This is a genomic window from Cytobacillus sp. FSL M8-0252, assembly GCF_038007345.1.
Taxonomy (GTDB): domain Bacteria; phylum Bacillota; class Bacilli; order Bacillales; family Cytobacillaceae; genus Cytobacillus; species Cytobacillus kochii.
Map to the genome: position 1 here is coordinate 4,009,495 of NZ_JBBOWZ010000001.1, position 24,128 is coordinate 4,033,622.

A 24,128-nucleotide genomic window follows, 5' to 3' on the forward strand; every position below is an offset into this window, starting at 1 on the left:
AAAATGCAATTACTGTGCCAAAAATAAAATAATTGCGAAAACCGTGAATCTATGTTACGATTTTTTCAGTTTTAACTCCCCAACTCCCTATTACTGACTTTACACATCTTCATACTGGAATAAGCCACTAGATTGATATGGAGGAATGTCAAAATGGTATCTAATAAAGTGGCAATTATAACAGGTTCAGCACGAGGCATTGGTTATGAGATTGGCAAAATTTTTGCCGAAAACGGAGCCAAGGTCGTTCTTTCCGATATTAATGAAGAGGAAGTCAAAAATTCTGCGCAATCTCTTCAAGAAAAAGGGCTAGAAGTGTCTGGCCTGAAAGCTGATGTAACAAAAGAAGAAGACATTATCAGCTTGATTGAAGAAACAAAGAAAACACATGGAAGAATCGATATCTTTATTAATAATGCCGGTTTGCAACATGTGGCACCCATTGAAGATTTCCCTACTGAGAAATTTGAGCTGATGATTAAAATCATGCTTACAGCACCATTTATTTCACTCAAACACGTATTACCAATTATGAAAGAACAACAATTTGGTCGTATCTTAAATATTGCATCCATTAACGGATTAATTGGATTTGCCAACAAAGCAGCCTACAATAGTGCGAAACATGGTGTAATCGGCTTAACAAAAGTGGCCGCACTAGAGTCCGCAGCAGATGGCATTACAGTCAATGCCCTTTGCCCTGGTTATGTTGACACACCACTTGTGCAAAACCAATTACAAGACTTAGCAACAACAAGAAATGTGCCATTAGAAAATGTCCTTGAAGAAGTCATCTATCCACTCGTTCCACAAAAACGCTTACTACAAGTAAAAGAAATTGCTGACTATGCCATGTTCCTAGCCAGTGATTTAGCTGGAGGCGTAACAGGCCAGGCGATTGTGATGGATGGTGGGTATACGGCGCAATAAGTGACAAAAAGAGAAAACTAGAATCAAACTAAAAGAAGTGCTGTTCCTTAACAGTACTTCTTTTGATTATATTTACATCATTTTGAGTACTTTTTGTAAGCAACTTACTATCACGGCGATAAATAATACTATCCCACTATTAACAAGCAACATATAGCCTATTTGCAGACCATAAAAAACGGTAAACGGATCGCGGATTATAGAGATAGCTATTAAACTCCCCATACCACCAAATACAGGGGCAAATGCTAGAATAATGAGTGCTCCCTTGTATACACTTCTTTTTTTAAAAACTACAAATGCCCCTGCTATATTGGCAATGGCAATAAAAACAATCATCAAAATTGAAAGAATCACCATTTATCCTCCTTAGTAAAATCGCTTATTTTAAATTCGTATTCACTAAGAAAGTTTCCACTTCCTCTGCAAACTGTTGCGGCATTTGTGTATTCAGTTCATGGCTACCATTATTTATGATTTGTAATTGCGCATGTGGGATCAAATTTGCCAATTCTTTTGCAGTAGGCATATTTATACGGTCTTTAGAACCAACCAATACTAAGGTCGGAATATTTATTTGATGCAATGAATGAGATAAATCATAACTTTCCATAGATTGATAAAGGGGAATAATTGTTGACTTTTCTATCCCTTGCTTCCTCCACACTTTTGTTGGTATGAGCTTAAATATATATTTTTGCAGCTGAAATATGCTTTTAATCTTCCATCCATTTACTAATGAGTATGGCGTTCCCGATAATACCATCCCTTTTAAATGAGGGTTCGTGATAAGGGATTGATGTAATGCAAAGCATCCTCCTAATGATAGTCCAATGATGATAAACGGACCATCTATTGTATGAAGCACATTAGTTAAAGATTTAGATAACTGATTGAAAGTAATAGATTCAGATGTTTTCACTAATTCATCTATAGAGATGAACCTAGCATCGTATCCGTCCCCCATAAACTTCTTAACCTTTATCCAACTATCATTGGTCTGGCCTAATCCATGCAAAAAAACTAGTTTCATCCGTTTCTCACCACCGATATTTAATTGTGCCCTGTAGCTTAGTTACTTTGTTTAGTGAATACAACGAGCTAAATTTCACCAACTCTTTTTCCTACTAAATATCCCGCGCATATCGCAAAGTTTTATATTCATCTTGCCCCTTGTTATACCAACCTTTCTGTTCATGTTGCAAAACAAAACCTTTTGCCTCATAAAAGGGAATGCCCATTCTATTTCCCTTTTGAACAGATACCCATTGTTCTTTTACACCGTAGATTTCTTTTTGTTGTTTCGTAATAGCATGTAATAGTTTTGTGCCGATACCTTCGTTTTTCCTAGCTGGATCAAGGTATAAAACAAATATTTCCCCGATTCCTTCACCAGTCAATCCACCGCCACCTGCACCAATAACACGCTCATTATCTACTGCTACAAAGTAACCTCCCCATTGTCGATTCTCGTTTCAACTTCTGCTGAAACTCTAGCAACATTGTAAAAATCACTGATCACACTCTCAATATATTCCTTCGTATATAAATCCTTATAGGTCGCCCGATATCCATTTGAACACACCTTAATAATCCCATTAATATGGGTTGAATTAGCTTGAATGATTTGTATCATATTTATCCCCTATTCATGGAAAAATCAGAATTTTATTACTCTAATTTTACCATAGAAAGAAGTGATGGATGGCAAGACTTGTTATCCTCAACAAAAAACCTACTGTCTTTTTCAGACAATAGGTTTTTCCTTCTCTTATGATTCATAAATAACTTCCCCACACTTACGTAAATCATAGCCGTATAGCTGTTCGATTTCCTTTTTATAACTTTGGGAATTAACCGTTTCTTTCAACAATTGTACAAGTTCTTCATTTTCTTTAAGAATGATAAGGTCATACTGCTCAGATATTAATGGAATAAAGTCAACATTGACCATTTTTGTTACATTTTCAATACCTATACCAATATCCGCCTGACCACTCGCGACAGCTGAAGCCACAGAGTAATGGCTTGTTAACACATGGTCATACCCATTAAGCTTGCTCGCATTGAATCCATGAACTCTAAGTTGTTCATCCAATAACACTCTTGCGCCAGAGCCAACTTCCCTATTCATGATGGTAACATCCGCACGCCCAAGATCTGCCCATCCTTGAATATGCAGAGGGTTTCCTTTTTGTACGTAGATACCTGCCGTACGGTAAACAAGATTCAGTTGGATAAACGGTTGACTGACAAGAATTTTCTTCACATAAGACGTATTATATTCTCCTGTATCACCATCAAACAAATGACAACTAACGACATTACATTCTCCACGATACATCGAAAATAAACTATTCAAGCTACCACTATACATTCTTAATGGCGGTTGTCCTTTTTCATTTTCTATATGTTTAGCTAGTATATCTAAAACAATATCTTGTCCACTTATAATCACATGACCATCATCAACTGAATGAACTTTCTCTTTTACTTCTTTCACAGCTTTATTCTTGGTGATACCTGTTTTACTCTTGGATTTGTATCGCTCCAAGTCGATGGCATCAATTCTCATTTGCCTCCCTACACGATAAGCAGGGAGTTGATCCTTTTTAATAAGATCATATACTGTTAACTTTGAAACCTTTAATAATTGTGAAACTTCTTCTATTGTATAAGATGCATCGTTCGTCAAAAGTATCACCTCCAGGATATTTCAAAAAGGATTCGTTTTTTGTTTATGTTTTTATTATAATTAATACTAACTAATTATAACTAATCAAAAGGTGGGCAAAATGGCACAATTAATCTTTGAACATATTTCTAAATCTTATCATTCAGGTGAACCGGTCATAAAAGATTTCCACTTTGAAACAAAAGAACAAGAGTTTATAGTCTTTGTTGGACCATCTGGTTGCGGAAAATCAACGATCCTAAAAATGATAGCCGGCTTAGAAAACATCACTTCCGGAAGATTAATAATTGATGGGAGAGAAATGAATAACGTCCCTACTAGAGAACGTAATCTATCAATGGTCTTTCAAAATTATGCGTTATATCCTCATATGACAGTATATCAAAATATCGCTTTCGGTTTAAAGATGAGGAAAGAAAAGAAAACTGATATTAAGAAAAAAGTGTTGAAAACCGCAGAGATTACTGGCTTAACAACTTTGTTAACAAGAAAACCGAAAGATCTATCGGGCGGACAAAGGCAGCGTGTAGCCCTTGCTAGGGCAATCGTTTGCGATAATCCCGTTTTTCTAATGGATGAACCACTCTCTAACCTTGATGCCAAGCTGCGTACACAAATGCGCAGAGAAATTACCCTTTTGCATAAAAGGCTAGCAACTACGACAATTTATGTCACTCATGATCAAACAGAGGCAATGACAATGGCTGATCGTATTATCGTATTAAAAGATGGAAGTATTCAACAAGTGGGTACACCACATGAAATTTATGAAACACCAGCAAATCTCTTTGTCGCCAGCTTTATTGGATCACCAGCTATCAATGTTTTAGAAGGAAAGGTCGAATCCAATGTCATTACAATTGACGGAATTCCGACTCATTTTTCACGTGAAAATTTAAAAAATACTAATGAGGCACTAATCGGTATTCGTCCGGAGCATTTAATCATTGATAAATATAATCCACTCTTGATTGCCACCGTTGAAGACTTAGAAACTCTTGGTGCTGATACAATTATTTATGCTAAATACAACCGCATTCATTTAACGATAAAAGCACCTGGATTGTTATCCTTCACTAAAGGTGACCGATTACCTTTGTCACTCGCTGGTAAGCATCTTCTCCTATTTGATAAAGAGTCAAAAAAAATAATCCTTTAGTATAAAAAAGTATTTTCTTTTATAATTAGTTATAATAAGATATAAAAAGATATAATTAATTAGAAGAAAGATGGAGATGATTCAACTTGTTAAAACATTTAAAGCTGATCTGTTTATTACTCTTAGTTACTTTATTTACCGTAGCATGTTCTTCAAATGAAGGAGAAACTGCCCTAAAAGAAACGAATAATAAAGAAAAAGAACCCGTAGAATTAACGATTTCTGCTGCTGCTAGTTTGCAAGATGCCATGTCAGAAATAGATGAAATGTATGCAGAACAACACCCTGAGACAAAACTCACATTCAATTTCGGTGGATCAGGTTCTCTCCAACAGCAAATATCCCAGGGGGCACCAGTTGACCTCTTCTTCTCAGCTGCAGAAGATAAATTCGATATTTTAGTAGAAGAAGGAAGTATTGCAAAAGAAGATGGTGTTGACCTATTAGGAAATAGCTTAGTGTTAATCACGCCAGCCGATGAAAAAAATCTAACAGGTTTTACAGATTTAACAAAAAAGGAAGTTGAACAAATTTCACTTGGCACACCTGAATCTGTCCCTGCTGGCGCTTACGGTGTCGAATCACTTAAAAATATGGGCTTATGGAACGAGCTAGAAGCTAAAACCGTTTACGCAAAAGATGTAAGACAAGTTCTTTCTTATGTAGAGACTGGCAACGTAAATGCAGGCATTGTTTATAAAACAGATGCACTCGTTTCTGATAAAGTTGAAATTATTGATACAGCAGATGCTGATACACATACACCCATTATTTACCCTGTTGGTATAGTAAAAGACACGAAAAATTACGATGCAGCGAAAGAATTCTATACCTTCTTACAATCTGATGAAGCATTAAAGGTCTTTGAGGAATATGGATTCACTGCTCAATAATATTACTAGTTCAACCTTTCTAAGTCCCATATGGATTTCATTAAAAATTGCCCTTCTCGCTGGAATAATCGTCGTTATAATTGGAACAATTGCTGGCTATTTTCTAGCAAGAAGGTCTTTTAAAGGCAAAGCAGTCGTCGAAACGATTTTAATGTTGCCAATGGTACTACCACCGACAGTCGTTGGCTTCTTATTAATTGTCATCTTTGGTAAAAATAGTTGGGCTGGTCAAGCTATAACTTGGCTATTCGACAGACCCATTATTTTCACTTGGTGGGCTGCAGTCCTTGCCGCCATCGTTGTCTCTTTCCCTTTAATGTATCAATCAGCTAAATCTGGCTTTCTCAGTATTGATCGTGATATCGAGGATGCAGCACGTGTGGATGGTGCAAGTGATTGGAAAGTATTTTGGCTAATATCTGTTCCATTAGCTTCTAAGGCGCTCATTTCTGGGGCTATTTTAAGCTTTGCCAGAGCACTAGGAGAATTTGGCGCAACATTGATGTTTGCAGGTAATATTCCTGGTGAAACACAAACGATTCCTATTGCTATCTATCTAGCCATCGATTCCGGACAAATGACCATGGCTTGGCTTTGGGTAGGGGCTATGATTATTATTTCATTTATCATCCTTTTAACGATTAGAGTAAAGGAATAAAAAATCGTAGAGATATCCACAAACTCTGCGATTTTTTTTGTTAAATCCATTGGCCTATTTATCTTATAATGAAAAAGTAGGAAGTTTCTCTTGCAGAAAAGGGAAAAAAGCGTTATCCTTTAATGAGAATGATAATCAATTGCGGAATTTAGGAGGGATCAAGATGGAACAGCATGAGTTATTTGATGTGACGGTTATTGGTGGAGGTCCAGCAGGCTTGTATTCTACTTTTTATAGTGGGTTACGTTCCATGAAGACCAAGATTATTGAATTTCAACCACAGCTTGGCGGAAAAATCCATGTGTACCCAGAGAAGATGATTTGGGACGTAGGTGGCCTAGCTCCTGTACCTGGTGAGAAACTAATCGAACAACTCGTTACTCAAGGCTTAACATTTGATCCCACTGTTGTATTAAATGAAAAAATTGTAAAAATCGACCAAGATGACAACCGTATTTTTCATCTACATACCGCATCAGGTCAAATACATTATTCCAAAACGGTCATTGTCGCTGTAGGTGGGGGTATTTTAAAACCACAGAAGCTTCAAATTGAAGGCGCGGAAAAATATGAGGTATCAAATCTTCACTATACAGTTAAATCCATTCAAAGCTTCCGTGATAAAACGGTTGTGATATCAGGCGGAGGAAACTCAGCTGTCGATTGGGCAAATGAACTTGTTCCTTATGCAAAAAAAGTTTATTTGACTTACCGTAAAGGTGAACTCAGTGGACATGAGGCACAAGTAGAACAACTTAAAAATAGCTCAGCTGAAGTCATTTTCCACTCTTCTATTACTAAGCTTGTTGCTGGTGATGGACAGGATCGTATTGAGCATGTGGAGTTAACTAATCATGAGTCGGATGAGGTATCAACCCTTGCGATAGATGATGTAATTATCAACCATGGATACGAAAGAGACTCAGCACTCCTCAATAATTGTGATATGCAAATTGACATGATTGATGATTTTTATATTGCTGGTAGTAGCAGAAGTGAATCATCTATCCCTGGGTTATATGCTGCAGGAGATATTCTGAAGCATGATGGTAAAGTTCATCTCATTGCCGGCGCCTTCCAAGACGCTGCCAATGCTGTTAACCATGCGAAGACATACATCGATCCAGAAGCCAATGGATTCGGAATGGTTTCTTCACATAACGAATTGTTTAGTGAGCGGAATAAAGAATTAAAGAAGAAAATCTATAAATAATTTCACGTTATAAATAGATCCTATATGGAGAAAGTGTAAAATATTTGCTTGCAGTAATGGTCAAAAGTATGGATACTTTTGACCATTTTTCTATATAGGCATGGCAGTTAGACAAATTGATTTAAGTACTACATTCTTTTATCTTAGTTCACATCCCCAAGATAGACAGGTGAATGATTATCGAGTATGTATTTTGTTAGCTCTTGCGGATAGATCCGAATTGTCTCAAGGCTTTTTATTGGTATCCACTCTATCCCCACTTGGTGATCATCTGCCAGAATAGCATCATTCTGATCTACCAGATGACAGGTGAAGAAGAATTCAACTTGATGTACATTCTTATGTTGCGATGAAAACTCATGATTTCTTCCTATGTATTCACGAATATAACGAAGGTTTCCTACTTTTATAATTGCTCCAGTTTCTTCTAAACACTCTCTTTTCACTGTTTCTTCAAGGGTTTCCCCGTGATTTTGCCCTCCTCCAGGAAAAACATAAAAAATGCCTAATTCATCAATACATTTAACTAATAACAAGCGGTCACCTTCTATCGTGATCGCTCTACTCGCATTTCTTATTTCCATCTATTCCCCACCTTTTTTCCTATTAGCACAGTGTAAATGCACAATAATACTGAAAACATTTATTTTTTATGGTACTATATAACCAGTTAATTATACCTATAAAATACAAGGAGCCTCTATGTCTAAACAATTAGGATTAAACTTAAAAGTAGAAAGATTAAAGAAGCATATGACGCAAAAGGAATTAAGTGAGCACATCGGCATTAGTGCACGTACGATTTCACGGTATGAATTGAATCAGGCAAATCCAAAGGAAAAAACATTAATGAAGTTTGCAGAATTTTTCGGTAAAACAATAGAACAACTGAAATAATATTCTCCTATTCAAGCAAAAAGGAGGCTTTACGCCTCCCCCTACTCTTTCACTTTCATTAAGCGCATACTATTTAAGGCTACAATTAAAGTAGCACCAATATCTGCTACAATTGCAATCCATAAAGTTAACCAACTTGGGACAACAAGTAGTAGAGCAATGAGTTTAATCGTAAGTGAGAAGGTAATATTTCCTTTTATAATTCTCATGGTTTTTCTACTTAACTTAATCGCAAATGGGAGCTTTGATAAATCGTCACCCATGAGAGCAATATCCGCCGTTTCTAAGGCAGCATCCGTACCTGCTCCTCCCATCGCAATTCCCACTTGTGCAGAAGCAAGAGCAGGGGCATCATTTACGCCATCACCGACCATTGCCACATGTCCTGACTCTTTTTGTAGTCTTTTTACCAGTGCCAATTTTTCTTCCGGTAATAATTCTGCATACACTTTCGATACCCCAGCTAATTCCCCGATTCTACTGGCTGCCTTATGATGGTCGCCGGTTAACATCACCGTTTGTTTCATCCCTAATTGGTGTAGCTTTTCTACTACTGCTTTGCTTATTTGACGGATTTCATCAGCAATGGCCATTGTCACGAGTATCCTTTTTGCTGTTCCAAAAACAATGACTGTTTTTCCTTCGCTTTGTTGTCTTCCAATCATTTCACCTATAGTATCAGGCATTACTTGTAATTGTGTAAAAAGTTGTGGGTTTCCAATATAATATTTTTCTCCATTTATCTTTGCCTGGACCCCTTTACCTGTTAATGAAGCAAAGTCTGTGACTTCGATGTCTTTATCTTTTAACCCTTTTTCATCTGCTAAATGAATAACAGCAGAAGCTAATGGATGTTGGGAAAGTTTTTCAATACTAGCAATCATTCGTAGCCATTCATCACTTTCTTTCTCATCATCATGGACATTAAAATCAGTAACTACCGGTTCTCCTCTTGTTAACGTCCCTGTTTTATCAAAAGCTACTGTTTGTATATGCGACAACTCTTCTAAATAGATACCACCTTTAATGAGAACGCCGTGTCTAGCTGCATTACCGATTGCTGAAACGAGTGCAATTGGTGTCGAAATGACAAGGGCACAAGGACAACCTACAACCAAAACAGCTAATGCTTGGTAAACCCAAGATTCCCAGCTCCCATCTAAAAATAATGGCGGGATAATGGCAATGAGAACAGCTATTAACATAATAACTGGTGTGTAGTATCTCGCAAAACGATCGATGAAAGCTTGTGCAGGTGCTTTTTCACCCTGTGCTTCCTCTACTAAATGAATGATTTTGGCAATTGTCGTATCACCGACCAATTTCGTAATTTTCACTTCTAAATAACCGTCTTGATTCAATGTACCTGCAAATACCTCATCATCTATACCCTTTTCAACTGGAATGGACTCACCAGTAATCGATGCCTGATTGATGGATGATATACCTTTAACAATCATGCCATCCATGGCAATTTTTTGTCCTGGTTTTACTAACATAATATCGCCAACTAGAATTTCTTCAACAGACACAACCTGCTCTATACCGCTCCTTCTGATTATTGCCTTCTTCGGAGCAATTCTCATGAGTGAGCGAATAGACTGTCTGGCTTTTTCCATCGAATAACGCTCAAGTTCTTCACTTATAGCAAACAAAATGACAACAACAGCTACTTCTCCCCACTCGCCAATGATCGCCCCGCCAATGACGGCTACAGTCATTAATGTTTTCATATCAAAATCTAGCTTTATTAGATTCTTTACCCCTATTTTTAATAAATCTAAGCCACCAATAATTATTGAGAAGAGAAACATTGAAACCGTAAGATAATGGCTCTCTCCAAACCCAATCCAAGATAGATAGCCAAACAGAACAAACAAACTAGCAATAAGCACACGACTGTATTTTTTTATAAAAGAGGTGGGCTCCTTTTCATTTAATCCGACATGGGCATTCTCTTCGGCTACCTTTAAATTTTCAAAAGCGCCTGCTTGTTCTAACTCTGCAATCGATACCTCTCCCTGTACAGAGAGTTTACTTGCACCAAAATTCACATGGGCATCTTGTACACCAGACAAATTTTTTACATTTCTTTCAAACTTAGCAGCACAATTCGCACAGGAAAACCCTTCCACACGATAAGTCTTTTCATTTATTTTTTGTTCAGGAATGACTTTAAGTTTTTCAAACGCACCCGCTTTTTCAATGTCGCTAAGAGAGGCATTTCCTACAATTGAAAGTTTAGAAGCACCAAAATTCACATGGGCTTCTTTCACTCCAGGTATGTTCTGTACGTTTTTCTCAAATTTCCCCGCACAATGAGCGCATGAAAATCCTTCAATCCGATAGTTCTGTTTAGCTTCACCTTCACTCATTGATTTGTCCGCCCTTCTTGATGATGGATATAGGCAATCTGAATTAGTTGTTTGACATGGTGATCATCTAAAGAATAATAAACAAGCTTTCCTTCTTTACGAAATTTCGCTAACCCAATATTTTTTAATAATCTTAAATGATGGGAGGCTGTTGCCATTGAACAATCAATGATTGTTGCAACATCACATACACAAAGTTCTTCTTCTATTGTGAGAGCATAAGCAATTTTTATACGTGTAGCATCAGATAAAGCTTTAAAGATTAGCTCAAGGCCTGTTATATCGCTCATTTCTTGTTTGACTCGACTAACCTTCTCTTCATCATTACAAATAACTTCACAAACCTCAGCATCTAGCTTAATCTTGGAAACCAAAATAAAAGCACCTCATTCAAACGAATATTTGATTATAACTTCAGTCTATGTAATGGAAGTGGTTATTGTCAAAGAAAAATGAAGAATATTTGAAAAATAATACTCCATACTAATTACCAAAAATAGGTTTAACCGCTAGAGAAAAGAGGAATACAGATAAAAATATTTAATTATACAATAGACACACATTTGTGAGGAAAACACTTCAGATATAAACGATGGGAGGGAAGAGAAAAATGGCTTATGTAATTACATCTCCTTGTATTGATGAACAGGCCGCTGATTGCCTTGACTCATGCCCAGTCGATTGCATTGAAAAAGGGGAAGATCAATATTTGATTGATCCTTCAATTTGTATTGATTGCGGAGCATGTGAAGCTGTTTGTCCAGTAGATGCTATCTTCTATGAAGAAGATGTACCTGAAGAGGAAGAGTCTTTTATTGCGAAGGCAAAAGCCTATTTTGATGCTTAATGAAATGAGAACGGAGTGTACAAACAATGGCACTCCGTTCTCATTTTTGTATTTAGACTATAGCTGGTGATAATCCGTTTGTTTCGGTAAAACAGGTTTCTTTTTTTGCGAAGCACTTGACTTTTTTTTATTCGTTTCCTAAAAATGGGGATTTCCTTAGTTTCTTAGTGGACCTGGTCTAATTAGTTTCAAATCGGGACAGCCTGCTAACTCTTTACTTATTCTGTCTCGTTTAACATTGGTTCGAAGGAAACTTCTTTTATTCTTGCTCCCCTTCTGAATCGTTTAAGGCAGCACAGTAACACCCTCTACCTATTAGATAGAGGGTGTTACACTTTATTTCAGATTTCTCTTTAGAAACGCTTTTGTTCTCTCATGTTGAGGTGAAGTAAAAAATTGATCTGGCTTACCTTCTTCAACGACTTCACCTTGATCCATAAATATGGTTTTTGTTGAGACTTCTTTGGCGAAGCCCATTTCATGGGTAACGACGATCATCGTCATTTTTTCTTTCGCTAAATCTTTCATTACTTGTAATACTTCAACGGTTAGCTCAGGGTCCAATGCTGAGGTTGGTTCATCGAACAACAGAATTTCTGGTTCCATCATTAAAGCTCTTGCAATGGCCACCCGTTGCTTTTGCCCACCGGATAAATTACCAGGAAAGGCATCCATCCATTCGCTTAATCCTACCTTAGCTAATAAAGTCTCGCTTCGTTGTCTGATTTCCGCTTTTGTCCCCATTTTAGCCATTTTCGGTGCGATTTCTAAGTTCTCTCGGACGGTTAAATGTGGGAATAAATTAAAATGTTGAAAGACCATACCCATTTTCGCAATCATATTTTTCACATTTTGAGGTTTAGCATACTTTCCATTTTCGACTAATGCCTCTCCATCAATCATGATTGAACCGCTATTGATTTCTTCTAATTTAATCATACTGCGAAGTAGCGTACTTTTTCCTGAACCTGAAGGACCGATAATTGACACAACTTCATTTTTCTTAATATTAAGGTTGATTCCTTTTAATACTTCTGTTTTACCGAATGACTTTTTTAAATCAACCACAGAAATAACTGTCATACTAAGCGCTCCTTCCTATGCGTATCTAAATCTTCTTTCAATCCATTTAAAAATAAACGAGAGTACAAGTGTCATCAATAGATAAATGATGCCCGCTAAGAAGAATGGCATGATAGTAAAATCACGATTGACTGCCGTTTGAGCAAAGTGTAAAAGTTCCGGAACAGCGACTGCATATAATAACGCTGTATCCTTTACTAACGTAATTGATTCATTCGCAATCGCTGGTAATGCTACTCGGATCATTTGAGGAATGATGATACGTGTCATTGTTTGCCAACGATTTAACCCTAGTACATGCGCAGCTTCATATTGACCCTTATCTACTGAAATTAGGCCCCCGCGAAATATCTCAGCAAAATAAGCGGCATAATTCAAGATGAACCCTAAAGATGCGGCAACAAACCGATCAAGGACTAAATATTCACCTACGACTGGAAGCATTGGTAACCCGAAACAAATAAATAATAATTGTAGTAGTAATGGTGTTCCCCGCATCACATAAATATACGTATGGGCAAACCAAGATAAAGGCTTTATCTTACTACGAGCTGCTAGTGTTAATAAAAATCCAAGTGGAATTGAGGCAATAATGGCAATGATAAAGAGTAACACTGTAATTTGCGCGCCTTCTAGCATAGGCTTAAGTAACGTCATAATATAATCAAGTGACATCGTTCATCCTCCAAAAACAAAACAGGGTTTCCTCCAATTAGGAAAACCTGCTGTTATTCATTTACTTCAATAATAAATCTTCACCAAACCATTTCTCGGAAATATCTGCCGCTGTACCATCAGCAATCAATTCATCTAATGCTGTTTGTAAATCTGCTAGCAATTCATCGTTTCCTTTTTTCACACCAATACCATACTCTTCTGGCGCCAGTGATTCCTCAAGAACTTTAAAGTTTTCATTTTCTTTTGTCATATAATAATCAATGACGATTTCATCAATGACTACTGCTTCGACGCGACCATTTCTCAAGTCCGCTAATGCTAACACATTATCAGAGAACTCTGTAACCTCTTTTACTTTTTCACTAATTTCATTTCCACTTAAGGCATCAGCAGCCGATGATAATGATTGTAAACCTACTACTTTTCCTTCTAAATCATTAATCGTTTGAATATTAGAATCTGCCTGTGTCACAACCACTTGTGCATTACTTAAATATGGCTTAGTAAATAAGACCTTCTCTTTTCTTTCATCTGTAATCGTATAACCATTCCATATGAGGTCGATACGACCACTACTTAATTCAGACTCCTTTGTTTTCCAATCAATCGGTTGAAAGACAGGGGTTGCACCCATTTTTTCTACTGCCGCTTTTGCTAAATCAATGTCAAAACCGACAATCTCATTATTTTCATCTCTGAACCCCATTGGTGCAAACTTATCATCTATTCCGATAACGATTTCCTTTCCTTCTTCTGAACCGTTTTCCTCACTAGATGTTGTTGAGCCGCAAGCAGCTAAAAACCCGACTACTAAAAGTGATAAAACAAAAAGCGTCAATTTTTTTCCCATGATTAAGCCCCCAATTTATAATAAATACTTTAGCATGCTAATATATTAGAGTGATAAAATAAATCTATCATATGAGTCAAATCTATGTCAATCATTATTTTAATATATGCAAATCAAGTGTATATTCTGATATTTTATAGTTACTTTAATGTAACTATGTGTAACGAAAGTGCGTTCTTCACATTTGTTGTTTAACCATTTACGATAAGAATAGATGACAAAGAAGGAGTGATATGGAATGGGTAAAAAAATTGCCGCACTTGTAACAGATATGGTGGAAGAAATTGAATTCACTGATCCCGCTGAGAAAATGAGAGAAGCTGGCCACACGGTTTCCATTGTAAATGCTGAAGAAGGAAAAGAAATCAGAGGAAAAAATGGTCAAAATTTCACTGTGGATAAAGGGCTTGATGAAGTTAGTCCAGAAGACTTTGACGCTTTGCTTATTCCTGGAGGTTTTTCTCCGGATTTATTAAGAATTAATCCTGACCACGCCAGTTTTGCCAAACATTTTATCGCAGAAGGCAAACCGGTATTCGCTATTTGCCATGGACCTCAATTTTTAATTGATACAGATTTATTAGAAGGAAAAAGGGTGACGAGCTTCATTTCTGTACGTAAAGACTTAATTAATGCTGGGGCTCAATTTGTCGATGAAGAAGTAGTTGTTGATCAGCAACTTGTAACAAGTCGTACACCAGATGACTTACCCGCTTTTAATCGTGAAGCATTAAAATTATTAAATAACTAATAAGGCCAAAGCATAACTAACATTAAAAACCAGCTTAGGATTACTTCTCCTCAAAGCTGGTTTTTAATATGCCTTCTTCTTGTAGCTGTTGGATGCGGTTCGTACCCCATTCATACATCATTTCAATAATAGGTAATAGCGAATAACCTAATTCCGTCATAGAATACTCCACTTTCGGCGGCATCTCTGGATACACTTTTCTACTGATTATCCCATCTTCTACTAACTCTTTTAATTGATTAGATAGCGTTTTATGCGATACACCATCAAAAAGCTTTTGTAGGCCATTAAAACGGTAAGGACCTTCTATACCTAAATGCCAAAGGATAACAACTTTGTACTTGCCACTTATCACTGATAAAGTGAACTCCTTCGCACAGTGGTAATAACCACTTTCTAGCTTTTCTTTTATATCTTCCCGAAGAGACTCACACATGCTTATCCACCTCCCTCGCACCTATCCATCCTTTAAGAGTTTATTTTAACATATCAAACCCCGTGTATATCTAATGGTTTCTATCACATCATCTACAGATTCTAAGTAATGTAATTTCACTTATTATAGCTACTGATATTGCTGAAATTTGCCAACTAATTTTTATTGCTTTTACTTAAACCCTCTGATAAGATAACTTACGAACGTTCGTTAATCAGGGGTGAGTGAAATGAAAAGTGATGATATAAAGGAAGCAGCTTTGAAATATTTTACGATTCATGGATATGAAGGTGCTTCCCTTTCCCAAATAGCAGAAGAAGTGGGCATGAAGAAACAGTCATTATATGCGCATTTTCGCGGTAAAGATGATTTATTTCTTCAAGTGTTACATGATGCCAAAGAAACTGAACTACTAAGCAAATTACAATATTTTAACAACATACGAAGCTCGCAACCAGAAAAAGATTTATATGGATTTTTACAACTAATTGTAGATCTCTTTCAACAAAATGAGCAATTGAAGTTCTGGCTAAGAATGTCATTCTTCCCACCAGCTCATCTACAAAAAGAGGTTGACCTTGAAGTCATTGATATAGAAGAAAAAACGCAAGCCTTATTACAGGAAAAATTTCAGAAGTGGATAAATGAAGGGCTATTGCATGTAGAACATCCACGCATACCTACACTCGCATTCTTTGGTGTTGTCGATAGCATCATGCTTGAGCTTGTCTATATGAGTGATACAAAACGATTACAAGAAAAACTAGAAGCCTCATGGAAAGTATTCTGGAGAGGCATCTCGATACGTTGAGAAAAAAAGAGGTGTTTCAAATGGAACAAAAACCGTTAAAAGAACAAAAAGCTGTCTTACTCATTTTATTAAGTAATATTTTCATTGCCTTTTTAGGCATCGGACTAATTATTCCGGTCATGCCTTCATTTATGAATATTATGCATTTATCTGGAAGTACAATGGGCTATTTAGTCGCTGTCTTCGCTTTCGCTCAATTGATTACTTCCCCATTTGCAGGTAGATTCGTTGACCGATTTGGCCGAAAAAGAATCATTACCATCGGGTTATTTCTATTCGCTATCAGTGAATTGGTTTTTGGATTAGGTACTCATATTTCTGCTTTATATCTATCAAGAATTTTAGGCGGAATCAGTGCAGCTTTCATTATGCCTGGGGTAACAGCCTATGTAGCCGACATCACTACATTAAAAGAGAGACCAAAGGCAATGGGTTACGTGTCAGCAGCTATTAGCACTGGATTCATCATAGGCCCAGGAATCGGTGGCTTTATCGCCGAGTATGGTATTCGTCTGCCTTTCTTCTTTGCAGCGGGTATTGCCTTCTTTGCCTGTATTTTATCTATCTTTATATTAAAAGAACCACTAACAAAAGAGCAGATGAAAGAGCTTTCTGAAAATGCAACGAAAAGCAGTTTTATCGCAGATTTTAAACGCTCGTTTAATCCGTTATACTTTATTGCGTTTATCATCGTCTTTATACTAGCGTTCGGTCTATCTGCCTATGAGACAGTATTTAGCTTATTCTCAGACCATAAATTTGGCTTTACACCGCAAGATATTGCGATCATTATAACCATCAGCTCGATATTCGGCGTCATCGTCCAAATTTTCTTATTCGGAAAGATGGTCGAGAAACTCGGAGAGAAAAAAGTGATCCAGGCCTGTTTAATCATGGGTGTTGTCTTAGCATTTGCCTCAACAGTCATATCTGGATTTTGGATGGTGTTATTAGTTACGGCCTTCATCTTCTTAGCATTTGATTTACTACGTCCGGCACTTACCACTTTCCTTTCCCGATCAGCTGGGAAAGAACAAGGCTTTGTCGCTGGAATGAACTCAACTTACACAAGTCTCGGTAACATTGCCGGACCAGCAGTTGCAGGCATTCTATTCGATGTAAATATCCATTATCCTTACCTATTTGCAGGTGTCGTCATGCTTCTAGGCTTAGGGATAACATATATATGGCGTGAGAAGGAGTTTGTTGAAAGCACGGCAGAATAATTGAAAGAGTCATTATGTGTCACCGTTAAGGAACACATATGACTCTTTTTTCTATATAACAAAAAAGGGCGAATTCCTTATTTCTTTCTTCACCTTGGATGAATATGATGCCTCTAATGAGTCTACTATCAGGGGCGGGTATAATGGGAACATTCTTTTACACGATGAGTACGTTTGATAAACAACTGGGGGAGTTCCTTACTTCTTATGGATTATATATATATGCACTGTTATTTTTGCTTGTTTATTTAAAGACTGCCTTCGTGGTACTTACATTTATTCCAGGGGACTCACTTGTATTTGCTAGTGGCGCTCTTGCAGCAGTGGGTAGTTTGAATATCGAAACACTAGCCATTGTTTTCTTTCTTGCTACCATCTGTGGAGATAACCAAAACTTCTCTATTGGAAGATTAATCAAAGGCTGGAATAGTAAAAGATTAAAGCCATTTTTATTAAAAGAAACACAACTCCAACGGGCTGAGCAATTTATGAACCGTTACGGAAAAATATCCATTATCACCGCAAGATTTATTCCACTTATGCGTACAACCGTTCCGGTAGCAAGTGCGATAATGAATTATTCCTATCGATCTTTCTTTAGACATAATGCCCTTGGCGGATTCCTCTGGGTGTTTTTTTGGTTACTAACAGGGCTTTTATTGGGGCAAATGCCCATTGTAGAACAACATCTTGTTGCCTCACTTTTGGTACTTTCGCTTATTCCTTTTAGTATTCCGGTTGTTTTTTTCCTCATGAAAAGAAAAATAAACAAGAAGTAAATTTAAGCATTGTACATGGTAGTAACCCAACCTTATTAATAATTTCATTTATTACTATTTAAAGGATGACTATTTCTTAACATCGTCCATAATCTTAGACAAAAAAACACTCCCATTAGGAAGTGCAACAATGCTAAATCTATCTATTTTTCTATCGTTTGTTTTTGAGAAACAGATGCGGGGGCTTCTTTTTCTTCCCCTTTAGGCATGAGAAAGATGAAAAAAAGACTCAAAGTCGTAAAGATTGTCAGTAAAACTGCGGTTGATGATAATCCTTTCGCGCCATTTCCTCCAGCAGCAAAGATTGCGAAAGTAACTAAAGCAAACGATGCCCCTACACGAGAAGCGACATTTTCTATCGTTAAATAAGTAAAGGAGACCACGCCAACCCTTGTAACAGGTGCCCGAGAGACAACGAGTGCTTTTACGATTGGTCCTACTGTCCCAATTGCAGAACCTATAAGACTCATAGAGATAAATAAATAGACAAAAGAGGTATCCTCATTAGCAAAGATCAACATGCTAACCCCACCATTCAGCAAGAAAATACTGCAGAGAATTAAATGCACTGGTTGGATTTTACTCATTAAACGCCCACTAATAAGGTTGCATATAGCCATAGTTAGGAATAATGGAAATTGCAATAACCCTACCACCGTAGACGAATGGCCTTGAACACTTTGCACGAAGAACGTTAATAAATACATCACACTACTAAAAGACATGTACATGATAATAGCAATGATAGATGGCACCCAAAAATGACGTGTCTTTGCATAGTCAATATCCAGTAACGGTTGCTTAGTCCTCTTTTCAACGATAATTAAAAAGATGAATGAAACAACAGCAACTACTAATGCTGGTGACCACATCCATGATGTCACACCATACTGATTGATAAATGTTGGAATCGTAAGTAGACCTGCTAAAAGAAGAAAGACAAATATTACGCCTAACCAATCAATTGTGCTCTTCTTGCTTCTTTGTACAGAAGGTACGCCAAAAGTAAACAGCAGGAAAGCAATAATACCAAAGACTGAGCAGAGCCAAAAGATAGACGACCAACCGATGCGATCCACGAGAACCCCACTTAATATAGGACCAATGAGACCACCTACAACCGTATAAAATCCATACACACCCATCATTTTACCACGCATACTATCGGTATATACGGTACCGACAAAGTTCACTCCGGCAGGAATCACAGCCGCTCCGGCGAAGCCTTTTAAAAATAAACCGAACACCAACAACCAAAAAGATGGAGCAATGGCCACCATAATCGAACCGATTGTTAGTAATCCTGAACCGATCAATATGACTATTTTTTGGCCAAACGAATCAGACAACCAACCCATCATCGGTTGAAAGCCTGTTAATCCTAAAGCAAACCCTAGCTGCATATAGACAGAATAGCCTGCAGTTAAATCGAAATGTTCGAGCATTTTTGGATAAGCTGGGATGTGTGTTGCCTCTGCAAACACGACAAGTAAAATGCCGATGCAAAGAATATGAAACGAACGATTAACAGACTTTTCCTCCACTCCATTCCCTCCTTAATTACCCGATATGGATCACGCACGCCTTTTCACGGGTGTTCTCTAATAAGGAATCTTTACCAAATCCACTCTCCTTAAATCCACCAAACGGTAATTCTGGTCCTACTCTTCGATACGTGTTGACCCAAACATTTCCACTATCAATTTTCTTCATCATACGATGGGCTCTCCCTAAATTGTTTGTCCATATGCCCGCTCCGAGGCCAAAGCTTGTATCATTGGCAAGACGCAGGGCATCTTCTTCATTATCGAATGGCAAGACGACCGACACCGGACCAAAAACCTCTTCCTGACAGATTCGTAGAGAAGAATCCTTCACTAGTAGCAGCGTTGGTTCCACCCAGTATCCTTTTTGAAGATCTGCTTGATCGTCAAAGAAGCTCTCCCCACCGTAATTTCCTCCAAAGATGACTTCTCCCCCCTCCTGCTTTCCTAATTCAATAAAGTCGCAAACCTTTTTATATTGGACATTGTTCGCAATTGGTCCCATCGATGTCGCTAGATTCATAGGATCACCAAAATGAATTGACTCTTCAATGGACTTTTTCATTAAAGGAAGAAAATCGGGTAAGATGTCTTTTTGTACAAGAATGCGAGAGCCGCCGACACAAATTTGTCCAGCATTCCCCGTGAAAATACCATTTAATGTGACGCCTTCTGCCGCTTTCTTTACATCCGCATCAGCGAACACAATATTGGGGGATTTCCCTCCAAGTTCAAAAGTGACAGGCTTTGGCGATTGTGCCAGCTTCTTTGTAATCGCACGAGCAGTTTGACCTGATCCCGTTAACGTCACCCGATCAACATCTCTATGACCGACCAAGTACGAACCTGTAGAACCATCTCCTGAGATGACGTTTAATATTCCCGGAGGAAGAATTTGATTAAGCAGTTCTGTATATTTTAAGCTCGATACACTCGCATGCTCGGAAGGTTTGATAATCACGGCATTGCCTGCTGCAAGGGCATACGCCGCTTTAATCGTAAAGGTAAATAATGGGGCATTCCATGGAAGAATACCAACAACAATGCCTAACGGTTCCCTAAGCGTGTACCCGATTGTTTCCTCATCAAGTTGGACCGTTTCACCTTTATTGACATGTGACGCCGCTCCTGCTGCGTCTAACCAAATACTCACTAATGATGGAATGAGACCGTGCAATGTTTCCCGATAAACCCACCCATTATCCTTCGTTTCTAACATCGCTAACTCTTCGCCATACTTTTCAACCTGTAACGCAATTTCTCTTAAATATTTTGCACGTTCCATTGCTGATAATTGCGACCAAGCTGGGACGGCCTGTTTGGCATGCTTGATTGCTAAGTCAATATCTTCTTCTGTACTACAGGGGATTGTCGCCCATACCTTGCCATTTGCAGGGTTTATACTTGTTAATTGTTTTCCTTGAGTAGCTGGCAATTGCTTTCCATTGATTACATTTAAATAATGTTCGATTTCATTTATGGTCTGCATTACAATCACTCCCCTTTTTTCTTTTACCATCCTAAAGCTGCTGCTGCCTTTTCATAATAGCTCTCTCTACTACCTAGATAGTGTTCATAATAGCGCGCTCTTTTCACATATAAATGACAATCTAATTCTTCAGTAAATCCAATCCCGCCATGTATTTGTACATTGGCTGCTGCTGCTTTTTGCAGGGCGTTATGAATAAAAATACGCGCCGCAAATATGGATTCCTGACGATCTTCAGCTGCTGTATCGTAAGCCCAATTGGCATAATAGGATAGTGACCTTGACAGTTCTAAATCCACTTTCATATTGGCAATCGCATGTTTAATGGCTTGGAAACGGCCAATCGGTTGCCCGAATTGTTCCCGTATCTTTGCGTATTCTGCTGCCATATCCACAATCGCAGCCATACAACCCACCATAATGGCGCAAATTGATGCATTAAAAGATAGCAGTCCTTCTTCGAGAATGTTATCACCTTGGTTTAGCTCTCCTAGTAATTGCTCTTTATTAACGATTACATCTTCAAAGTGAATTTGCGATAGCTTCCGTGTTTCATCAATACTTTGCTGCTGTGTAACGTTTTTTATCATTGCCTTATCCACTAGAAAAAGTGAAATTCCCTCTTCATGGCTAGATGAAGTGGTTCGAATCGGAACGAGAAAAGTATCAGCTAGTTCGACATCTGCTACTAACGATTTTACGCCGTTAAGAACAAAATCATCACCTTTTTCTACCCCACTTACTTGGATCGACGACGCCTTGTAACTTCCTTTTGGCTCTATCCAAGCAACCGAAATCTGCAGGGAACCATCGGCAATTGCAGGTAGATACTTTTGCTTTTGTTTCTCTGTACCATATTTTTCGATAAGTGGTACAGAGAAACTATTCGTTTCCAAAAACAGCCCCGGCAGGACACTTCTCCCCATCTCCTCAAGTGGTAATACCATGTCTAATAAACCTAAGCCCATTCCCGCATAGTCTTCTGACACATTGATACTTGGATAGCCTAATTCAACTAATCCTTGAAATGCTTGATTAAATCTTTGTCCATCACCATCAATAAAAGCACGGGCAATATTGGTTGTACCTTGCTCAGTTAAATACTTCCTTACATAACTACCGAATAATTCCTGTTCTTTATTTAATGCGAAATCCATTCTTTTTCACCTCCAACAATGTTAACGTCCTAGATCCTTAGGTAGTCCTAGTATTCTTTCTGCAATAGTATTTCTTTGTACCTCACTTGTTCCCCCGCCAATTGTCATACCAAAGGAATAAAGATACTGTTTCTGCCAATACGAATCACCAATTGCCGCATCCTGCTTCCAAAGAATCCCGTGTGGACCTTGAATAGATACGGATAAGGCAAAGAGTTCTTGTGTCGCCTCACTTACTATCAGTTTATCTAAAGAGCCCTCAGAGCCCGGTTGACCATTCTTCAATGTTTTCGTTAAATTACGATAATAGTTCAACAAAGATCCCCTAGATTTTGCATATAAATCAACTAATGCATTTCTTACACTTTCCTTTTTTATGACAGGCTGCCCGTCCTCCGTCCATTCCTTAGCCATCGTTACTAAATCTTGAAATTGCTGCTCTAATGTAAATACTTGACCACCAATACCCGTACGTTCATGCATAAGTAAAGCAATCATTACTTGCCAGCCACAATCGATCTCACCAACAATATCACTATCATAAGCAATCGCATCATTTAAATAGACTTCATTAAAGTCATGTTCCCCATCCATCTGGATAATAGGCCTAGTCTCTACACCTTCTTGATGCATATCCAAAAGGAAAACGGTAATACCATGATGTTTCTTCTCCCCTTTTGAAGTACGCGCTAATAGGAAACAGCGATCTGCTAAATGACCAAAACTCGTCCAAACCTTCTGCCCATTAATCACCCAACGATCACCTTTTTTTACTGCAGTTGTCTGAATAGCTGTTAAGTCTGAGCCCGCATTTGGTTCAGAATATCCTTGGCACCAAACCTCTTCTCCAGAAATGATTTTAGTAATATAAGCTGATTTCTGTTCGTCACTTCCCATTTGCATAAGCAAAGGGGCAACCATATGGATGCCGACATAATTTACTAGAGGCGGTGCACTAACGCGAACCATTTCTTGTTGATAGATGATTTCTTCAATTAAACTAGCTTCTCTTCCTCCGTACGCTTTTGGCCAAGTAATTGCCCCCCAGCTACCTTCATAAAGCTTGCGCTGCCAATCTCTTAAGAAGCGAGAATACTCATTCATATCTTCTGGTAATTTTCTGTCTCCATGCAACCACCCTTCTGGCAAGTTTTCCTCGAGCCATGTACGTAATTCATGTCTAAACTTTTCTTCTTTTTTTGAAAATGAAAAGTCCATCTTTTCTCTCCTCCCATCCTATTCCCATTGTGGTAGGGCACGCTCATCATTGATCTTCTGCCACGTCATTTCTACTTCCATCCCGATATGGATGTCTTCTATCGCATGATCCAAAATGTTACCGATCATTTTCACTTCTGGATAGGCAGCCAATTCAATAACGGCAATGACAAGTGGCGTATCATTGTGAAATCCTGGCAAGAAAGGGCGGTGGGAAATGACGTAAGAATACACACGCCCTTTAATATTTGTGCCTAAGTTCTCCCATGTCAGATCACTGCTGCTACACTTTGCACATGCCGGTCCAGGTGGATGGGCGAACTGTTGGCATGTATGACATTTTTGCAAAAAAAGTTCATGGCGGTCAGCCGCATCCCAAAAGGGGGCATTATCTTCATTTTTTAACGGTATCGGTTTCTCATAGCTCATTCGTATTCCT

General features: G+C 38.0%; 28 protein-coding genes. 11 read left to right on the top strand and 17 right to left on the bottom strand.

What is annotated here, in order from left to right:
* The first annotated feature begins 153 nt into the window (after window positions 1-153).
* Window positions 154-930, top strand: a complete 777-nt coding sequence (locus MKX83_RS20335) for a 3-hydroxybutyrate dehydrogenase (protein ID WP_095371951.1) — start codon at window positions 154-156, stop codon at window positions 928-930.
* Between the two features lie 72 nt (window positions 931-1,002).
* On the opposite strand, the gene MKX83_RS20340 is transcribed toward MKX83_RS20335, so the two are convergent.
* From MKX83_RS20340 to MKX83_RS20360, 5 genes are all read right to left on the bottom strand, one after another.
* Window positions 1,003-1,287 (bottom strand): 3-isopropylmalate dehydrogenase, encoded by a 285-nt coding sequence (locus MKX83_RS20340; protein WP_224937044.1) that lies wholly within the window; start codon window positions 1,285-1,287, stop codon window positions 1,003-1,005.
* Window positions 1,288-1,312: 25 nt separating this feature from the next.
* The gene (locus MKX83_RS20345; RefSeq protein ID WP_307317734.1) at window positions 1,313-1,963 is read right to left on the bottom strand and encodes an alpha/beta fold hydrolase; all 651 of its coding nucleotides are present in this window, start codon (window positions 1,961-1,963) and stop codon (window positions 1,313-1,315) included.
* Window positions 1,964-2,057: 94 nt separating this feature from the next.
* On the bottom strand, window positions 2,058-2,351 hold the full coding sequence (locus MKX83_RS20350) for a GNAT family N-acetyltransferase (RefSeq protein WP_322910486.1): 294 nt from the start codon (window positions 2,349-2,351) through the stop codon (window positions 2,058-2,060).
* Between the two features lie 20 nt (window positions 2,352-2,371).
* Window positions 2,372-2,566 (bottom strand): hypothetical protein, encoded by a 195-nt coding sequence (locus MKX83_RS20355; RefSeq protein ID WP_322910471.1) that lies wholly within the window; start codon window positions 2,564-2,566, stop codon window positions 2,372-2,374.
* Window positions 2,567-2,701: 135 nt separating this feature from the next.
* A complete protein-coding gene (locus MKX83_RS20360; protein ID WP_095371948.1) occupies window positions 2,702-3,625 on the bottom strand; it encodes a helix-turn-helix transcriptional regulator in 924 nt (307 codons plus the stop codon).
* 100 nt (window positions 3,626-3,725) lie between these two features.
* Between MKX83_RS20360 and MKX83_RS20365 the strand changes: the two genes are divergently transcribed.
* From MKX83_RS20365 to MKX83_RS20380, 4 genes are all read left to right on the top strand, one after another.
* The gene (locus tag MKX83_RS20365) at window positions 3,726-4,784 is read left to right on the top strand and encodes an ABC transporter ATP-binding protein (RefSeq protein ID WP_095371947.1); all 1,059 of its coding nucleotides are present in this window, start codon (window positions 3,726-3,728) and stop codon (window positions 4,782-4,784) included.
* Window positions 4,785-4,870: 86 nt separating this feature from the next.
* A complete protein-coding gene (modA, locus tag MKX83_RS20370; protein ID WP_095371946.1) occupies window positions 4,871-5,677 on the top strand; it encodes a molybdate ABC transporter substrate-binding protein in 807 nt (268 codons plus the stop codon).
* The gene (gene modB, locus MKX83_RS20375) at window positions 5,658-6,335 is read left to right on the top strand and encodes a molybdate ABC transporter permease subunit (RefSeq protein WP_095371945.1); all 678 of its coding nucleotides are present in this window, start codon (window positions 5,658-5,660) and stop codon (window positions 6,333-6,335) included. The genes modA and modB overlap by 20 nt, the downstream gene beginning before the upstream one ends.
* A 163-nt stretch (window positions 6,336-6,498) precedes the next feature.
* Complete coding sequence (locus MKX83_RS20380; protein ID WP_095371944.1) at window positions 6,499-7,548, top strand: NAD(P)/FAD-dependent oxidoreductase; 1,050 nt, start codon at window positions 6,499-6,501, stop codon at window positions 7,546-7,548.
* Window positions 7,549-7,691: 143 nt separating this feature from the next.
* Here the strand turns inward: MKX83_RS20380 and MKX83_RS20385 are convergent, their stop codons facing one another.
* Entirely contained in the window at window positions 7,692-8,132 is a 441-nt protein-coding gene (locus tag MKX83_RS20385; RefSeq protein ID WP_095371943.1) for an NUDIX domain-containing protein, read from the bottom strand.
* Between the two features lie 118 nt (window positions 8,133-8,250).
* On the opposite strand from MKX83_RS20385, the gene MKX83_RS20390 reads away from it, so the two are divergent.
* The gene (locus tag MKX83_RS20390; RefSeq protein ID WP_095371942.1) at window positions 8,251-8,445 is read left to right on the top strand and encodes a helix-turn-helix transcriptional regulator; all 195 of its coding nucleotides are present in this window, start codon (window positions 8,251-8,253) and stop codon (window positions 8,443-8,445) included.
* 41 nt (window positions 8,446-8,486) lie between these two features.
* Here MKX83_RS20390 and MKX83_RS20395 read toward each other — a convergent pair whose 3' ends face one another.
* Both MKX83_RS20395 and MKX83_RS20400 read right to left on the bottom strand, forming a co-directional pair.
* Complete coding sequence (locus tag MKX83_RS20395) at window positions 8,487-10,820, bottom strand: heavy metal translocating P-type ATPase (RefSeq protein WP_095371941.1); 2,334 nt, start codon at window positions 10,818-10,820, stop codon at window positions 8,487-8,489.
* Complete coding sequence (locus MKX83_RS20400; protein WP_445293168.1) at window positions 10,817-11,194, bottom strand: ArsR/SmtB family transcription factor; 378 nt, start codon at window positions 11,192-11,194, stop codon at window positions 10,817-10,819. The genes MKX83_RS20395 and MKX83_RS20400 overlap by 4 nt, the downstream gene beginning before the upstream one ends.
* Window positions 11,195-11,430: 236 nt before the next feature.
* On the opposite strand from MKX83_RS20400, the gene MKX83_RS20405 reads away from it, so the two are divergent.
* Window positions 11,431-11,667 (top strand): indolepyruvate ferredoxin oxidoreductase subunit alpha, encoded by a 237-nt coding sequence (locus MKX83_RS20405; protein WP_095371940.1) that lies wholly within the window; start codon window positions 11,431-11,433, stop codon window positions 11,665-11,667.
* A 336-nt stretch (window positions 11,668-12,003) separates the two neighbouring features.
* On the opposite strand, the gene MKX83_RS20410 is transcribed toward MKX83_RS20405, so the two are convergent.
* From MKX83_RS20410 to MKX83_RS20420, 3 genes are all read right to left on the bottom strand, one after another.
* On the bottom strand, window positions 12,004-12,750 hold the full coding sequence (locus MKX83_RS20410) for an amino acid ABC transporter ATP-binding protein (RefSeq protein ID WP_307317750.1): 747 nt from the start codon (window positions 12,748-12,750) through the stop codon (window positions 12,004-12,006).
* Window positions 12,751-12,765: 15 nt separating this feature from the next.
* The gene (locus MKX83_RS20415; RefSeq protein ID WP_095371938.1) at window positions 12,766-13,425 is read right to left on the bottom strand and encodes an amino acid ABC transporter permease; all 660 of its coding nucleotides are present in this window, start codon (window positions 13,423-13,425) and stop codon (window positions 12,766-12,768) included.
* A 61-nt stretch (window positions 13,426-13,486) separates the two neighbouring features.
* Window positions 13,487-14,278, bottom strand: a complete 792-nt coding sequence (locus tag MKX83_RS20420; RefSeq protein ID WP_095371937.1) for an amino acid ABC transporter substrate-binding protein — start codon at window positions 14,276-14,278, stop codon at window positions 13,487-13,489.
* 238 nt (window positions 14,279-14,516) lie between these two features.
* Between MKX83_RS20420 and MKX83_RS20425 the strand changes: the two genes are divergently transcribed.
* Window positions 14,517-15,029 carry a type 1 glutamine amidotransferase domain-containing protein gene (locus MKX83_RS20425; protein WP_341057468.1) on the top strand — a complete coding sequence of 171 codons (513 nt, stop codon included), beginning with the start codon at window positions 14,517-14,519 and terminating at the stop codon, window positions 15,027-15,029.
* A 40-nt stretch (window positions 15,030-15,069) separates the two neighbouring features.
* Here the strand turns inward: MKX83_RS20425 and MKX83_RS20430 are convergent, their stop codons facing one another.
* Window positions 15,070-15,465 carry a winged helix-turn-helix transcriptional regulator gene (locus MKX83_RS20430; protein ID WP_095371935.1) on the bottom strand — a complete coding sequence of 132 codons (396 nt, stop codon included), beginning with the start codon at window positions 15,463-15,465 and terminating at the stop codon, window positions 15,070-15,072.
* Between the two features lie 229 nt (window positions 15,466-15,694).
* Between MKX83_RS20430 and MKX83_RS20435 the strand changes: the two genes are divergently transcribed.
* The 3 genes from MKX83_RS20435 to MKX83_RS20445 all read left to right on the top strand — a co-directional run bounded on the left by MKX83_RS20435 (window position 15,695) and on the right by MKX83_RS20445 (window position 18,281).
* Window positions 15,695-16,276, top strand: coding sequence for a TetR/AcrR family transcriptional regulator (locus tag MKX83_RS20435; protein WP_095371934.1), 582 nt, complete (start codon window positions 15,695-15,697; stop codon window positions 16,274-16,276).
* Between the two features lie 20 nt (window positions 16,277-16,296).
* Window positions 16,297-17,502: an MFS transporter gene (locus MKX83_RS20440; protein ID WP_095371933.1), complete on the top strand. Its 1,206-nt coding sequence runs from the start codon at window positions 16,297-16,299 to the stop codon at window positions 17,500-17,502.
* Between the two features lie 143 nt (window positions 17,503-17,645).
* Window positions 17,646-18,281 carry a DedA family protein gene (locus MKX83_RS20445; protein WP_157733896.1) on the top strand — a complete coding sequence of 212 codons (636 nt, stop codon included), beginning with the start codon at window positions 17,646-17,648 and terminating at the stop codon, window positions 18,279-18,281.
* Window positions 18,282-18,424: 143 nt separating this feature from the next.
* On the opposite strand, the gene MKX83_RS20450 is transcribed toward MKX83_RS20445, so the two are convergent.
* The 5 genes from MKX83_RS20450 to MKX83_RS20470 are packed head-to-tail and all read right to left on the bottom strand — an operon-like array spanning window position 18,425 to window position 24,118.
* Window positions 18,425-19,825: an MFS transporter gene (locus tag MKX83_RS20450; protein ID WP_095371931.1), complete on the bottom strand. Its 1,401-nt coding sequence runs from the start codon at window positions 19,823-19,825 to the stop codon at window positions 18,425-18,427.
* A 16-nt stretch (window positions 19,826-19,841) separates the two neighbouring features.
* Window positions 19,842-21,314 (bottom strand): aldehyde dehydrogenase family protein, encoded by a 1,473-nt coding sequence (locus MKX83_RS20455; protein ID WP_095371930.1) that lies wholly within the window; start codon window positions 21,312-21,314, stop codon window positions 19,842-19,844.
* A gap of 23 nt (window positions 21,315-21,337) precedes the next feature.
* The gene (locus MKX83_RS20460; protein ID WP_095371929.1) at window positions 21,338-22,471 is read right to left on the bottom strand and encodes an acyl-CoA dehydrogenase family protein; all 1,134 of its coding nucleotides are present in this window, start codon (window positions 22,469-22,471) and stop codon (window positions 21,338-21,340) included.
* Between the two features lie 21 nt (window positions 22,472-22,492).
* The gene (locus MKX83_RS20465) at window positions 22,493-23,689 is read right to left on the bottom strand and encodes an acyl-CoA dehydrogenase family protein (protein WP_341057478.1); all 1,197 of its coding nucleotides are present in this window, start codon (window positions 23,687-23,689) and stop codon (window positions 22,493-22,495) included.
* A gap of 18 nt (window positions 23,690-23,707) precedes the next feature.
* Window positions 23,708-24,118, bottom strand: coding sequence for a Zn-ribbon domain-containing OB-fold protein (locus tag MKX83_RS20470; RefSeq protein ID WP_095371927.1), 411 nt, complete (start codon window positions 24,116-24,118; stop codon window positions 23,708-23,710).
* Window positions 24,119-24,128: the final 10 nt, after the last annotated feature.

Coding starts and splice junctions, on each gene's coding strand:
- MKX83_RS20335 (WP_095371951.1), top strand. CDS start 154: ATGGTATCTAATAAAGTGGCAATTATAACAGGTTCAGCACGAGGCATT.
- MKX83_RS20345 (WP_307317734.1), bottom strand. CDS start 1,963: ATGAAACTAGTTTTTTTGCATGGATTAGGCCAGACCAATGATAGTTGG.
- MKX83_RS20355 (WP_322910471.1), bottom strand. CDS start 2,566: ATGATACAAATCATTCAAGCTAATTCAACCCATATTAATGGGATTATT.
- MKX83_RS20365 (WP_095371947.1), top strand. CDS start 3,726: ATGGCACAATTAATCTTTGAACATATTTCTAAATCTTATCATTCAGGT.
- modB (WP_095371945.1), top strand. CDS start 5,658: ATGGATTCACTGCTCAATAATATTACTAGTTCAACCTTTCTAAGTCCC.
- MKX83_RS20380 (WP_095371944.1), top strand. CDS start 6,499: ATGGAACAGCATGAGTTATTTGATGTGACGGTTATTGGTGGAGGTCCA.
- MKX83_RS20385 (WP_095371943.1), bottom strand. CDS start 8,132: ATGGAAATAAGAAATGCGAGTAGAGCGATCACGATAGAAGGTGACCGC.
- MKX83_RS20390 (WP_095371942.1), top strand. CDS start 8,251: ATGTCTAAACAATTAGGATTAAACTTAAAAGTAGAAAGATTAAAGAAG.
- MKX83_RS20395 (WP_095371941.1), bottom strand. CDS start 10,820: ATGAGTGAAGGTGAAGCTAAACAGAACTATCGGATTGAAGGATTTTCA.
- MKX83_RS20405 (WP_095371940.1), top strand. CDS start 11,431: ATGGCTTATGTAATTACATCTCCTTGTATTGATGAACAGGCCGCTGAT.
- MKX83_RS20410 (WP_307317750.1), bottom strand. CDS start 12,750: ATGACAGTTATTTCTGTGGTTGATTTAAAAAAGTCATTCGGTAAAACA.
- MKX83_RS20415 (WP_095371938.1), bottom strand. CDS start 13,425: ATGTCACTTGATTATATTATGACGTTACTTAAGCCTATGCTAGAAGGC.
- MKX83_RS20420 (WP_095371937.1), bottom strand. CDS start 14,278: ATGGGAAAAAAATTGACGCTTTTTGTTTTATCACTTTTAGTAGTCGGG.
- MKX83_RS20425 (WP_341057468.1), top strand. CDS start 14,517: ATGGGTAAAAAAATTGCCGCACTTGTAACAGATATGGTGGAAGAAATT.
- MKX83_RS20430 (WP_095371935.1), bottom strand. CDS start 15,465: ATGTGTGAGTCTCTTCGGGAAGATATAAAAGAAAAGCTAGAAAGTGGT.
- MKX83_RS20435 (WP_095371934.1), top strand. CDS start 15,695: ATGAAAAGTGATGATATAAAGGAAGCAGCTTTGAAATATTTTACGATT.
- MKX83_RS20440 (WP_095371933.1), top strand. CDS start 16,297: ATGGAACAAAAACCGTTAAAAGAACAAAAAGCTGTCTTACTCATTTTA.
- MKX83_RS20445 (WP_157733896.1), top strand. CDS start 17,646: ATGGGAACATTCTTTTACACGATGAGTACGTTTGATAAACAACTGGGG.
- MKX83_RS20455 (WP_095371930.1), bottom strand. CDS start 21,314: ATGCAGACCATAAATGAAATCGAACATTATTTAAATGTAATCAATGGA.
- MKX83_RS20460 (WP_095371929.1), bottom strand. CDS start 22,471: ATGGATTTCGCATTAAATAAAGAACAGGAATTATTCGGTAGTTATGTA.
- MKX83_RS20465 (WP_341057478.1), bottom strand. CDS start 23,689: ATGGACTTTTCATTTTCAAAAAAAGAAGAAAAGTTTAGACATGAATTA.
- MKX83_RS20470 (WP_095371927.1), bottom strand. CDS start 24,118: ATGAGCTATGAGAAACCGATACCGTTAAAAAATGAAGATAATGCCCCC.